At 42.2% G+C, this 13842-nt stretch carries 9 protein-coding genes; 1 reads left to right on the forward strand and 8 read right to left on the reverse strand.

The window, feature by feature from the left end; translation table 11 throughout:
• Window positions 1-103 precede the first annotated feature (103 nt).
• Window positions 104-1699 (reverse strand): CTP synthase, encoded by a 1596-nt coding sequence (locus MHH33_RS14815; RefSeq protein ID WP_016428283.1) that lies wholly within the window; start codon window positions 1697-1699, stop codon window positions 104-106.
• Window positions 1700-1994: 295 nt separating this feature from the next.
• Entirely contained in the window at window positions 1995-2546 is a 552-nt protein-coding gene (rpoE, locus tag MHH33_RS14820; RefSeq protein ID WP_342542173.1) for a DNA-directed RNA polymerase subunit delta, read from the reverse strand.
• A gap of 659 nt (window positions 2547-3205) precedes the next feature.
• Here rpoE and MHH33_RS14825 point away from each other — a divergent pair.
• A complete protein-coding gene (locus tag MHH33_RS14825) occupies window positions 3206-4666 on the forward strand; it encodes a hypothetical protein (RefSeq protein WP_342542174.1) in 1461 nt (486 codons plus the stop codon).
• 354 nt (window positions 4667-5020) lie between these two features.
• Here MHH33_RS14825 and icmF read toward each other — a convergent pair whose 3' ends face one another.
• The 6 genes from icmF to MHH33_RS14855 form a co-directional block, all read right to left on the reverse strand.
• The gene (gene icmF / locus MHH33_RS14830; protein WP_342542175.1) at window positions 5021-8281 is read right to left on the reverse strand and encodes a fused isobutyryl-CoA mutase/GTPase IcmF; all 3261 of its coding nucleotides are present in this window, start codon (window positions 8279-8281) and stop codon (window positions 5021-5023) included.
• On the reverse strand, window positions 8278-8913 hold the full coding sequence (locus MHH33_RS14835; RefSeq protein ID WP_342542176.1) for a TetR/AcrR family transcriptional regulator: 636 nt from the start codon (window positions 8911-8913) through the stop codon (window positions 8278-8280). Before MHH33_RS14835 ends, icmF begins: the two co-directional genes overlap by 4 nt.
• Before the next feature lie 12 nt (window positions 8914-8925).
• On the reverse strand, window positions 8926-10065 hold the full coding sequence (locus MHH33_RS14840) for an acyl-CoA dehydrogenase (protein WP_342542177.1): 1140 nt from the start codon (window positions 10063-10065) through the stop codon (window positions 8926-8928).
• A 284-nt stretch (window positions 10066-10349) separates the two neighbouring features.
• A complete protein-coding gene (locus tag MHH33_RS14845; RefSeq protein WP_016428290.1) occupies window positions 10350-11486 on the reverse strand; it encodes an acyl-CoA dehydrogenase in 1137 nt (378 codons plus the stop codon).
• 12 nt (window positions 11487-11498) lie between these two features.
• Complete coding sequence (locus MHH33_RS14850; protein ID WP_016428291.1) at window positions 11499-12350, reverse strand: 3-hydroxybutyryl-CoA dehydrogenase; 852 nt, start codon at window positions 12348-12350, stop codon at window positions 11499-11501.
• 36 nt (window positions 12351-12386) lie between these two features.
• Window positions 12387-13580: an acetyl-CoA C-acetyltransferase gene (locus MHH33_RS14855; RefSeq protein ID WP_016428292.1), complete on the reverse strand. Its 1194-nt coding sequence runs from the start codon at window positions 13578-13580 to the stop codon at window positions 12387-12389.
• Window positions 13581-13842: the final 262 nt, after the last annotated feature.

Raw genomic sequence — 13842 nt, forward strand, 5'->3', positions numbered from 1 at the left:
CCATACCTGTAGTGCATTTTTAAAAAAAATATCTAATTTTATCCATAAATAGTATAACAAAAGCCCGTTCCTTCATTTTCAAAGGAACGGGCTTTTGGTTAAATTATTCCCCTACTGCCGCTTTGATGAACTCGCGGAATAGTGGTTGTGGACGTTGTGGACGCGAGATAAATTCTGGGTGGAACTGAGATGCGACGAAGAATGGGTGATTTGGAATTTCAATCACTTCAATTAATCGACCATCTGGGCTCGTACCAGAGAAAATGAAGCCAGCTGCTTCAAATTGCTCGCGGTATTCGTTGTTGAACTCGTAACGGTGACGGTGACGTTCGTACACTAACTCTTGTCCGTAAGCTTCATATGCTTTTGAACCAGGAATTAGTTTACATGGTTGTAATCCTAAACGAAGTGTACCACCTAAATCTTCAATATCTTTTTGTTCTGGTAACAAGTCGATAATCGGGTATGGTGTAGCTGGATTTAATTCAGCAGAATGAGCGTCTTTTAAATCAAGAATGTTACGTGCAAATTCAACTGTTGCCAATTGCATTCCTAAACAAATACCAAGGAACGGTACGTTGTTTTCACGTGCATAAGCAGTTGCAGCAATTTTCCCTTCAACTCCGCGGTCACCGAAGCCACCTGGAACCAATACGCCGTCAACATCGCTTAACCATTCTGCAACGTTTTCCTCGTTTACGTGCTCAGCGTTAATCCATTTCACTTCAATGTCCGCATCGAATGCAAACCCTGCATGTTTCATGGCTTCTACAACTGAGATGTACGCATCTTGTAATTCTACATATTTACCGACTAAGCCAATACGAACTTTTTTCGATAAATTTTTCACGCGGTCAACTAAAGCTGTCCAATCCGTCATATCCGCTTCAGGCGCATTAATGCCGAAGTGATCTAGGACGATTTGGTCCATATGCTGTTCTTGAAGCGCTAACGGTACTTCATATAAAGACTCCGCATCACGCGCTTCAATTACTTCGCTCGCTTTAATGTCACAGAATAACGCAATTTTATCTTTCATATCTTGTGGTACTTCATGTTCGGTACGCACCACGATGATGTTTGGCTGAATCCCTAAACTACGCAATTCTTTTACGCTATGTTGCGTTGGTTTTGTTTTCATCTCACCTGCAGCACGGATGTAAGGAATTAACGTACAGTGAATGTACATAACATTTTCTGCACCGAAGTCGCCTTTCATTTGGCGGATTGCTTCTAGGAATGGCAGTGACTCGATGTCCCCTACTGTTCCACCGATTTCAGTGATGACCACATCTGCATGTGTTTCTTTTGCAGAACGAACTAAACGTTCTTTAATTTCATTCGTGATATGTGGAATAACCTGTACAGTTCCGCCCAAGTAGTCGCCACGACGTTCTTTTTTCAAGACCGCAGAATATACTTTCCCTGTTGTTACGTTTGAGAATTTGCTGACGTTAATGTCAATGAAACGCTCGTAGTGACCAAGATCCAAGTCTGCTTCGGCACCGTCGTCCGTCACGTAAACTTCCCCATGTTGGTACGGGCTCATTGTACCTGGGTCTACGTTAATGTATGGATCGAATTTTTGAATCGCTACGTTAAGTCCACGATTCTTCAGTAAACGGCCGAGTGAAGCCGCGGTAATTCCCTTACCAAGTGAAGAAACTACGCCACCTGTTACGAAAATATATTTAGTCAAAGCTAACTCCTCCTATTATGGTGTATTTGAAATGAAGTTGGGTGAGGCGTGCTGTTAAAAAGTTCAAGATCGTTTCAAGCTTCGGCTCGATTGTAAGTTTTGAAACTTAGTAAAAACGAGTTTTCATGCTATTTTCGACAACTCTGAACTAATGTTGCGCTTTACACTTGTAAAAACAAAAAAAGCGCCCTCCCTGCAGTGTTTGCAGGGGGAGCGCATTATATAAGCGTTCAATCTCCCTTTTAGGGAGCCCAAGTAAAAGATTAATCTGAATGAACTAAGAAGTCAAGGGTTATTATACTTCGTCTTCTTCGTCTTCTTCATCTTCCTCATCTTCTTCGTCCACGATTTCGAATTCATCGTCTGTATCAAGAAGTTCTTCAGCAGCCACTTCTTCGATTTCTTCTTCATCGTCGTCCTCGTCCAACTCGAAGTCTTCTTCGCCATCTACGTCTTCAACAAATTCATCGAAGTCCTCTTCGAATGCGATTTCATCATCATCTGAATCATCTTCAAGATCGTCTTCATCCACATCAGCTTTTGCTTTTTTCTTGCGAACTTTTACAGTAGGCGCTGTTTCTTCTTCAATTTGTTCAACAGGGTACCACTCGCGTAGACCCCAACGGTTTTCAGAAATCGCCAGGAAGCGACCATCGATGTTCATATCTGTATAGTACTGAAGCATACGTTCTTTCATTTGAGCTTCAGTAAATTTATTTAATTTTTTGATCTCATCTAGTAATTCTTGTAAAGTCAGAGATTCGTGTTTTTCTTCCAATATTGCATATCCCAAATCGATAAACGATTCTTCACTTAGTTGTTCTGTTGTCATTTCACGAAATTTCAAATCGTGCACGTCCTTTCTACATACGTTGGCATAATAACCATTATATACAAACCTCATTGAAATATGCTACCGTGATTTGTTGTTTTTTGTTTCCCTTATCGTAGTCCACCCGAAATAAAACAAGTAAATCGATAATATCAGTAAGGGAATCGACCCCATTTGCTTGTTATACAAGAAAAATGTCCCGATAAGGCATGCCAAAACCACGACAATATGTATGCTGTTTTTCATTGTGACATCCTCCCAATTCCTCTTGTTCTATTATACCCAATTAAGTTAATAAGTTTATCTTTTTAAAATGGAATTTATGAATATTTTTAATTTTGGCATTGTAAACTTTTATTTGTACTTTTTTAATAAGAGTGGGTATCGGCTCTCATATAACATTACCTTTAAAAAAGAGTTTATGTTCATGAGACTCACAATTATACATTCTTACTAGTTGGCTCATACGAAACCTGCGGCTCTAGCGCAAATGCATGATAAATAGTTAGATTTTTTGAATAAGCCCAATTGTTAATATTTATCCGATTGGAAAACTATGCCATACTAGTAATAAATACATCTTTGATGCAAAGGACCCGATGATGACCAGAAAACTCAAATTATACACCTTAGGACTCTTACTCCTATTGATAGGTTCCCAATACTGGGTTAACTTGAATGAACAAAAAGCGCCACCTTCTCCTGAATGGAGCCGATCATTTCCTACTGATGAACAGGCAAGTGATTATATAAAGCTTCAAAGTGTACCGACTAAAAATGGCTATGCAGTTAGCTTGCTTAATTTTAGACAACTGGATTTATATGAATGTTCATTGACTATGGATTGTGAGAAGGCATGGTCGAATTCAGATTTAAATGCCAAGAAAAATACATGGAGCGATGGAAAAACTTCTTATACTATCGTTGAAGATTCGCTAATCTACTCTACTGAATACGGTAATAATGAAATGATTGCTGACCAGGTTGAGGATTTCACAAAGTCCGACGACACGCTTGTTTATTGGACAACTGATCAAAAAGTGTTCGTTCAGCAAGGTGATGGTGCGGTGATGCCTTTCACCACTGAGAAGCCAGTTTTCACAGCCAAAGTTTTGGATGATCATATTTTCATCGTGACTCGTGACATTCTCACTAACCGGTTCACACTTTACGAAGCTGGTAGTGAATTGGAAGAATTGTTCCAGTTCACCACGAATTCAAGTGAAATCATACAATCGATGACGCTTTTCTCGAAGCCAAACAATCTTTTCGGAATGCTGTTGGATATAGAAATCAATTCCGGTGGTTCTCGACAAAAGTCTATAAGAACGGCCACGTTTGAGTTAACGGAGCAAGAGACACCTTCTTTCTCACAACTTGCTTTTTTCGATAAGAATACCGGCATCAAACTGACAGATGTCCGTTTTCCAAGTATTTTTCTGAGTGAAGCCGATACATATATTTCTTTCACCGCTTCGCATTATGATTCAACTGGCAAAAAAGTGAATCAGGCTTATGTTGGACTTGCTGACAATGAACACATTGAAGCGGCAGCTGCAACGAAAATTGGAGATCTTTATACCAATCCAATTTTACTTAATATAGATACCCTGGCTTATTTCCAGTCAAACGGAACCGTCCAAAAACTCATGTATTCTTCAACTACTGAAGAAAAACGCGCACAGAGTTTAGACGGTCTGGAAGGCGACAATAAAGAAGCACTTTATACCATGTTAACGATCTTGTTTAACGGTTTCGTGATGATGTTGCTGTCTTTCGCCTGGCTTGTTCCGGCACTAAGTATTGGCTATGGCGCACTTGCTTTACTTCATAAATTGCGTAGATCCAATGCCTACTTCATTGCCTTATTGGTGAATACAGTCGCTTTGGTTGTCAGCCAACTTGTCTTGTTCGCAACCGTCTTCAATCCGGAAAAAATCGTTCAGAAAGCTCCTTATTTAACGGAGCTCTGGCAAGTATCGGCAGTAATTATTGTGGCAGGAATAGTATGTTTATTGCCAGTTTTCCTTTCGCGTACAAAAGTGTCGGAAGACAATGGTAATATGCTGATATTGTATACGACGGCTGTTAATTTCATGATTTTATTTTTCCTGATCGGTCCGTATTTTTTATAGGTTATAGGTATGATTTATAAGAGTTAAATGATAATCCCGCTTCCCTGGAGTTGTTCCATGGAACCGGGATTTTCAAATATAGCAAGCTTCTTTCACAGAAAAGAGCCAATGCAGCGATTTAGCGAAATTGCTCCCATTCAGGTTTAAAGATTTAATGGTTTTGTTTTCGCTTCGCTCCTGTTGTGTATAACACTAGTTAGGATGTTTATTCCTTTACGACGGCGGTTTATTCCCTCTCAACCATTTATCTCGACTTATACTCCTCGCAAAATAAAGTGTGAGTCGCCGTAACACCCTATTCTTCATATTCCCAAACAGAAAAGCGACCCACCAAAGTGGGTCGCTTTTTTCGGTTTACATATTACGACGGTATTGGCCGCCTACTTCGTATAAAGCATTAGTAATTTGACCAAGTGAGGCCACTTTTACTGTGTCCATCAGTTGTTCGAAGATGTTGCCGCCTGTTACTGCTACTTCTTTCAGGCGTTTCAGCGCAGCTTCTGCTTCTACAGAATTGAGTTGTTGGAAGGCACGCAAGTTGAGAATTTGCGTTTCTTTCTCCTCTGTTGTTGCACGTGCAATTTCCATGTTGTCAATGCTTTCCGCTGAAGGCGGGTTTGGGTTCAAGTATGTGTTCACACCGATAATCGGCAGTTCCCCCGTATGTTTCAGCATTTCGTAATGCATGGATTCTTCCTGAATTTTTCCACGTTGGTACTGTGTTTCCATGGCACCAAGTACGCCACCACGGTCGTTGATACGATCAAATTCAGAAAGTACCGCTTCTTCCACTAAGTCGGTCATTTCTTCAATAATAAATGCACCTTGTAGTGGGTTTTCATTTTTCGCAAGACCGTGTTCTTTTGTAATGATCATTTGAATCGCCATTGCACGACGAACGGATTCTTCCGTCGGTGTTGTAATCGCTTCGTCATAAGCATTTGTGTGAAGTGAGTTACAGTTATCCTGCAACGCCATCAATGCTTGAAGTGTTGTACGGATATCGTTGAAATCGATTTCTTGCGCATGCAAGCTTCGACCTGAAGTTTGTACATGGTACTTCAATTTTTGGCTACGGTCATTGGCACCGTATTTATCACGCATTACAACTGCCCAAATACGACGAGCCACACGGCCGATTACTGTATATTCAGGATCCAAACCATTCGAGAAGAAGAATGATAAGTTTGGTGCGAAATCATCGATGTTCATTCCGCGGCTCAAGTAATACTCAACATATGTGAAGCCGTTTGCAAGCGTAAACGCCAATTGCGAAATCGGGTTCGCTCCAGCTTCTGCAATATGGTAACCAGAAATCGATACTGAGTAATAGTTGCGTACTTTTGAATCGATAAAGTACTGTTGGATGTCACCCATCATGCGAAGTGCGAATTCCGTTGAGAAAATACATGTATTTTGCCCTTGGTCTTCTTTTAAAATATCCGCTTGAACAGTCCCACGAACGACTTGCATCGTTTTTTCGCGTACTTCGGTGAATTCTTCAACCGTTAACGTACGACCCAGTTTTTCTTCGTTCAACTTCACTTGCTGGTCAATTGCCGTGTTCATAAACATCGCCAAAATGATTGGAGCAGGTCCATTGATTGTCATTGACACAGAAGTAGAAGGTGCGCATAAATCAAAGCCATCGTATAGTTTCTTCATATCATCAAGTGTACAAATGCTAACGCCTGATTCTCCGACTTTCCCGAAAATATCCGGACGCTCATCTGGGTCTTCTCCGTAAAGAGTTACCGAATCGAAAGCTGTTGATAAACGTTTCGCATCGTCATCTTTTGATAAGTAATGGAAGCGGCGGTTTGTACGTTCCGGTGTTCCTTCACCAGCAAACTGACGTTTTGGATCTTCCCCTTCACGTTTGAATGGGAATACGCCCGCTGTATATGGGAATGAACCTGGTACGTTTTCTTTATAAACCCAGCGTAAAATTTCACCGTAATCCACGAACTTCGGCAATACGACTTTCGGAATTTTCAGACCGCTAAGGCTTTCTGTACGTAAGATCGTACGGATTTCTTTATCGCGTACTTGAGTGATGAACTCGTCGCCGGCATAAGCTTCTTTGAGCGCTTTCCAGTTGTCTAAAATGCGTTTTGATTCCGCAGTCAATTCGTCGCGAACACCTTGTGCAAGAGAAGTCAATGACTCGACTAATGCATCGTTCGGTGCTTTTTCGTTAACCGCTTCAATCGCGCCTTCTAATTGGAATAAACGACGTGCAAATTCCACTTGTTGATTGGACTTTTTGTGGTAGCCACGTACCGCATCCGTGATTTCGCGCAAGTAGTAACGACGGTCATTCGGAATAATAACGTTTTGCTTTTGCGTTTTCACAAATTGCTCATACGAAGTTTCCCAGTTCGTTCCGCATACTTCATTTACGCGTGACACTAAAGCTGCGAATAATGAGTTAGTGCCTTTATCGTTGAATTGACTAGCAATCGTGCCGTAAACAGGCATTGTATCAATACTAGCATCCCATAAGCCGCGGCTGCGTTGGTATTGTTTTTGCACTTGGCGAAGCGCGTCTTCAGAACCTTTGCGCTCGTATTTATTGATGACAATCAAGTCAGCGTAATCAATCATATCGATTTTTTCAAGTTGAGAAGGAGCTCCGAATTCACTAGTCATGACGTACATAGAAACGTCTGCTACGTTTGTGATTTCTGCATCCCCTTGCCCGATTCCACTCGTTTCCACGATGATTAAATCGTAGCCAGCCACTCTGACAACATCCAGTACGTCGCCAATAGCACCTGATAATTCAGTACGAGAACCACGTGTTGCCAAACTGCGCATGAAGACACGTTTGTTGAAAATTGCATTCATACGAATACGGTCGCCAAGCAATGCCCCACCTGTTTTTTGTTTTGTCGGATCTATTGATAGAACCGCAATTTTTTTATCCGGTAATTCCGATAAGAAACGACGAATCAATTCATCTGTCAAAGAAGACTTACCAGCTCCGCCTGTACCTGTGATCCCGAGTACTGGCGTTCCTTTAGAAAGTCCGCGCGCTTTTTCTACTAATGCTTTTGCTTCGGCATTTTCATTGTTTGCGCCATCTTCAGCCACACTGATTAAATGTGCCAACACTTCAGGATGGTCCGTATCAACTTGAGCCAATTGCTCTACAGCGTTATTTGCTTCAACAGCTTTATCACAGTCTTCTACCATGCGATTGATCATACCTTGAAGACCTAGTGTACGGCCGTCTTCTGGTGAGAAAATCCACGCGATGCCGTAATCATGAAGTTCCTTGATTTCTTTTGGAATAATTACACCACCACCACCGCCGTAAATGCGGATATGTGGAGCTCCTCTTTCAGCAAGTAAATCGTACATGTATTTAAAGTATTCAACGTGTCCACCTTGATAAGATGAAATCGCAATACCGTGCGCATCTTCTTGAATTGCCGCGTTCACAACTTCTTCCACCGAGCGGTTGTGCCCTAAATGAATGACTTCAGCACCTGTTGATTGTAGGATGCGACGCATAATGTTGATTGACGCATCATGCCCATCAAATAGACTTGAAGCCGTCACGAAACGTACGTGGTTTTTTGGACGATAAATTTCCACTGTTGCTGTCATGCTGTTCCCCCATTCCCTTGTATCCCTTGTAAGAAAAATGTTGTTTGCTGATCAATGAACTGTTCGATGGTCAGATCACGGTGGAGTCCCCAACGTCTGAAAGACCACATCTGACCTTGAACCACGATATGGTGCGCTGCCAATTTCACGGCATCTTGAGACAGTTGAAATTCCCCTGATTTGCGGCAAGCGTGAAGAATGTCTTCAAAGATGGCCACCATCTCGAGTTCTTTTTTCAATACATATTGCAATGCATCTTTTGGCAGTGATTTTGATTCCTGGTACATAACCATGAATTCATCCTGCATTTCATCAATAAGCAAGTAATAGTGACGGATGGCTGTTTTCAAGCCATCCAGTGTACCAGCTTGCGTTGGAAAAGCTGTAAGACGTTCCTGCACTTTTTCGTAAATGCTATCACACACTAAATACAATACGTCTTCTTTCGTACGGATGTATTCATAAAGTGTGCCGATGCTAAATCCTGCTTCTTTTGCGATTTCACGAGTCGTGGTGCGATGAAAGCCCTTTTGTTTAAAGAGCGCGACAGCCCCCTGAATCATTTGATTCCGGCGTTTAGAAATTAGGCTTTCATCTTTCACTGACGACTGGACTTCGCGCTTGGGCTTCATTTGCGTCACGACTTACTTCGTTAACATACGAGAAATAACAAGACGTTGAATCTCTTGTGTTCCCTCGTAGATTTGTGTGATTTTCGCGTCGCGCATGTAACGTTCCACTGGATAGTCTTTCGTATATCCGTAACCACCGAATACTTGAACAGCTTCCACTGTTACTTTCATCGCTGTATCCCCTGCCATTAATTTCGCCATCGCTGATTCTTTCCCGTACGAATGACCGTTTGATTCCAACCAAGCTGCTTGGTACGTCAATAAACGTGAAGCTTCGATTGATGTTGCCATGTCAGCCAATTTGAAAGACACCCCTTGGTTCGCAGCGATTGATTTACCGAATTGAACGCGTTCTTTCGCATATTCTACTGAAGCGTCGAGTGCACCTTGAGCGATACCAACAGCTTGTGCTGCAATGCCGTTACGTCCTCCATCAAGCGTCTTCATTGCGATGATGAATCCTTCGCCTTCTTCACCTAGCAAGTTTTCTTTCGGGATGCGGCAGTTGTCGAAAATGATTTCCGTTGTTGGTGATGAACGGATGCCGAGTTTCTTTTCTTTCTTCCCAACTGAGAAGCCTTCGAAATCAGCTTCAACGATGAATGCACTTGTACCTTTATGTTTTGAAGTCGGATCCGTTACTGCAAATACTACATAAATGTCAGCAATTCCACCGTTTGTGATGAAGATTTTCGAACCATTCAACACATAGTGATCACCATCGAGTTTAGCTGTTGTTTTCATGCCGCCAGCATCAGAACCCGAACTAGCTTCTGTTAAACCGTAGCCACCAATTTTTGTTCCTTCGGCCATTGGACGAAGGTATTTTTGTTTTTGTTCTTCGTTTCCGTATTTGAAAATCGGCCATCCAGCTAAAGATGTATGAGCTGAAAGTGTTACACCCGTTGATGCACAAACGCGTGAAAGTTCTTCTACTGCGATACAGTAAGCAAGGTAATCCGAACCGATTCCGCCGTACTCTTCAGGCCAAGGAATCCCTGTTAATCCTAGCTCAGCCATTTTGTCGAAAATCTCACGGTCAAAGCGTTCTTCTTCATCACGCTCTGCAGCAGTTGGTGCTACTTCTTTCGTCGCGAAGTCACGCACCATTTTACGAATCATTTCATGTTCTTCTGTTAGTTTGAAGTTCATTTTCTATTCCCCTTTTAAGTGAAATTAATATATAAGATTTGTTAACTATAAGTTGATTTTTATCAAAACGAGGGAATCTGCTCCCTTTCCGCGGACGAACTTCCTTGCCTCCTCGGGCCAACAGGATGTTGGTCACAAAGGCGTTGCCACACGAGGTGGCGTTCTTAGCCTTCGTTCCTTTGTCTTCGCTGTAGGGTCTTGGCAGTCCGTTTTCCCGCAGGAGCACAAGCTTGTCGCAGATTCCTTTACTATCAACAAAATAATCGCCAATATTTTAGTAGTCTTTATTTCAGTAAGTGTTTCCCGATTACTAGTCGCTGGATTTCAGATGTGCCTTCGTAAATTTCGGTAACTTTCGCGTCACGGAAATAGCGTTCTACTGGATAGTCTTCTGTGTAGCCATAACCACCAAATACTTGAACTGCTTCGATGGATGTTTCCACTGCGGTTTTAGAAGCGAATAGTTTTGCCATTGACGCTTCTTTTCCACAATTTATGCCGCGTGAACGTAAATCTGCCGCGCGATAAACCAATAATTTAGATGCTTCGACAGCTGTAGCCATGTCCGCGATTTTAAAGCCTACACCTTGTTGTGCTGCAATCGGTTTACCAAATTGAACGCGCTCTTTTGCATATCCAACTGCAGCCTCGTATGCTGCTTCCGCAATTCCTAAAGCCTGTGCTGCAATTCCGATTCGACCAACATCCAAGTTTGCCAAGGCAATTTTAAAGCCTTCGCCTTCTTGACCTAATAAGTTTTCAACCGGAACTCTCATATCTTCAAATGTTAGCTGAACTGTACGTGAACCGTGCAAGCCCATTTTGTGTTCATCTTTACCGATAATCAAGCCCGGTGTGTCTTTATCGACGATGAAAGCAGATATCCCTCTCGAACCTTGCGTCGCATCCGTTGAAGCAAACACAATATAAACGTCAGCTTCTCCACCGTTTGTGATGAAAACTTTTGAACCGTTAATTTTATAATGTTCCCCGTCTTTAACTGCTTTTGTTTTCATAGAGCCTACGTCTGATCCTGCTGATGGTTCAGTTAAGCAAAATGCTCCTAAATATTCTCCAGCCGCTAATTTCGGAATATACTTTTGTTTTTGCTCTTCGTTTCCGAAATACAAAATCGGATTCGTCCCAACAGATGTATGTACTGATAAGATAACGCCAACTACAGCACTCACTTTTGATAATTCATGAATCGCAATTATGTAGCTTGTGAAGTCCATTTCAGATCCACCGTACTGCTCTGGAATGGTGATTCCCATCAAGCCTAACTCCGCCATTTTATTTAAAACTTCACGTGGAAATTCACCTTGTTCCATTCTTTCAATGAATGGTTCAATTTCCGTTTTTGCAAAGTCACGTACCATATTGCGCATCATTAATTGTTCTTCTGTAAATTTCAATTCCATTGATGAAACCCCCTATTCGTACTCGTAAAAACCGCGACCTGTTTTCTTACCTAACCAGCCAGCTTTTACATATTTTCGAAGCAATGGACACGGACGATATTTGCTGTCGCCGAAGCCGTCATGCAGGATTTCCATAATGTACAAACAAGTATCCAGACCAATGAAATCAGCTAATTGCAGAGGTCCCATTGGATGATTCATTCCAAGTTTCATGACATCGTCAATGGCTTCTTTCGTAGCCACACCTTCGTACAATGTATAAATCGCTTCGTTGATCATTGGCATAAGAATGCGGTTAGAAACGAATCCTGGGAAGTCGTTTACTTCAACAGGCACTTTATTAAGTTTTTTCGTCATTTCTTCGATGCTTGTGTAAACTTCGTCCGTAGTTGCAAGTCCACGAATGATTTCAACCAGTTTCATAACTGGTACCGGATTCATGAAGTGCATGCCGATTACTTGTGCCGGACGGTTTGTCGCTGCAGCGATTTCCGTGATTGGTAGAGATGATGTATTTGAAGCCAAAATTGTATGCTTCGGTGTAATTTCATCAAGTTGTTTGAAAATCTTTTGTTTGATTTCCATGTTTTCGACTGCCGCTTCAATCACTAAGTCAACGTCCGATGCATCGTTTAAGTCTAGTGACTTTGTGATGCGAGAAAGTACTTGCTCCTTCTCACCTTCTGTCATGCGTCCTTTTTCAACATTGCGTGATAAGTTTTTCGTGATTGTCATAAGACCGCGTTGGAAAAATTCTTCTTTCATGTCATTCAGTTTTACGTCGAAGCCAGCTTGTGCACACACTTGTGCAATTCCTGACCCCATTTGACCTGCTCCGATTACGAGTACTTTTTGAATTGTCATCTTGTTGTCCTCCTCTATACGTTCACACTGTTTAAATTAAGCTTTAGGCACTTCAATCATGATGGCATCGCCTTGACCGCCACCAGAACAGATAGCTGCGATTCCGATTCCGCCACCGCGGCGTTTCAACTCGTAAGCCAAAGTTAAGATAATACGAGCTCCACTCGCTCCGATTGGGTGTCCAAGTGCTACTGCTCCACCATTTACATTGACTTTCGTTTCATCCAGGTTCGCGATTTGTGCAGATGCCAAAGCTACTGCTGCAAATGCTTCGTTGATTTCGAACAAGTCGATGTCTTCTAATGTTTTGCCTGTTTTTTCTAAGATTGCATTGATAACAAGACCCGGTGTTTGTGGGAAGTTTTCTGGCTCAATTGCAACTTCCGCGTGACCGATGACATAAGCAAGAGGTGTCTTGCCTTCTGCCTTCGCTTTATCTTCGCTCATCAACACAAGTGCCGCAGCTCCATCATTTACACCAGGTGCGTTACCTGCTGTGATGCTACCCTCTTTGCCAAATACCGGTCTTAATTTTGATAAAGATTCGACTGATGTATCACGACGGGGTGCTTCGTCTTGTTCAATTTTCAATGTGTCACCTTTACGTTGTGGAACTTCCACTGGCGTAATTTCTTCAGCGAAGGTTCCGTTGTCGATTGCTTTCAACGCTAAATCATGACTGCGGAATGACCATGCATCTTGCGCTTCGCGAGACAACGCGAATTGCTCAGCTGTTGTATTGCCGTAGGTGCCCATGTGTACACGTTTCGGGTTGAATGAACATGAAAGTCCGTCATAAATCATGCCGTCTATCATTTGTGCATCGCCCATGCGTAACCCGAATCGACCTTTAGGCAAATAATACGGAGCGTTTGACATGGATTCCATGCCGCCTGCAACGATTGTTTCTTCTTCACCTAAACGGATTAATTGATCTGCTAACGTTACTGCGCGCATACCTGATGCACACACTTTGTTGATTGTTTCTGTTTTAACGCTCCAAGGAAGGCCTGCTTTTGTAGCTGCCTGACGAGAAGGAATTTGCCCTTGCCCAGCTTGCAAAACCGTACCCATGATGACTTCATCCACTGATTCTGGTGCAACGCCTGCACGGTTCAATGCTTCTTTGATGGCTACTCCACCTAAATCGCTTGCAGTAAGTGAAGAGAGTGCACCTCCCATTTTCCCGAATGCTGTACGTGCGCCATCTAAAATAACTGTTTTTGTCATGATTGTTGCCTCCTTTGAATGTATACGCTTACAGTTTTGTTTTTTTAAAGAATTGCGACAATTTATTATGTGGATCTGTTGGTTATTTTTGGTTTCGTCCACTCGTGATGAGTTTCTGTCCATTCGGTGAGTGTTTTCGTCCACTCGTGATGATTTTTTGATCACTCACGGAGTGTTTATGACCGTTCGCGATCGGTTTCTATCCATTCGGCTTTTTCTGGTATTGTCGCAGTAACCATTTGCTCCTGCGGTTACTCGTCGC

The sequence above is a fragment of the Paenisporosarcina sp. FSL H8-0542 genome (assembly GCF_038632915.1).
GTDB lineage: Bacteria > Bacillota > Bacilli > Bacillales_A > Planococcaceae > Paenisporosarcina.

Bases quoted from the DNA above. Each gene is read 5' to 3' on its own strand.
- icmF (WP_342542175.1), bottom strand. From the start codon at position 8,281: ATGACAGCAACAGTGGAAATTTATCGTCCAAAAAACCACGTACGTTTC.
- MHH33_RS14835 (WP_342542176.1), bottom strand. From the start codon at position 8,913: ATGAAGCCCAAGCGCGAAGTCCAGTCGTCAGTGAAAGATGAAAGCCTA.
- MHH33_RS14850 (WP_016428291.1), bottom strand. From the start codon at position 12,350: ATGACAATTCAAAAAGTACTCGTAATCGGAGCAGGTCAAATGGGGTCA.
- MHH33_RS14855 (WP_016428292.1), bottom strand. From the start codon at position 13,580: ATGACAAAAACAGTTATTTTAGATGGCGCACGTACAGCATTCGGGAAA.
- MHH33_RS14845 (WP_016428290.1), bottom strand. From the start codon at position 11,486: ATGGAATTGAAATTTACAGAAGAACAATTAATGATGCGCAATATGGTA.
- MHH33_RS14840 (WP_342542177.1), bottom strand. From the start codon at position 10,065: ATGAACTTCAAACTAACAGAAGAACATGAAATGATTCGTAAAATGGTG.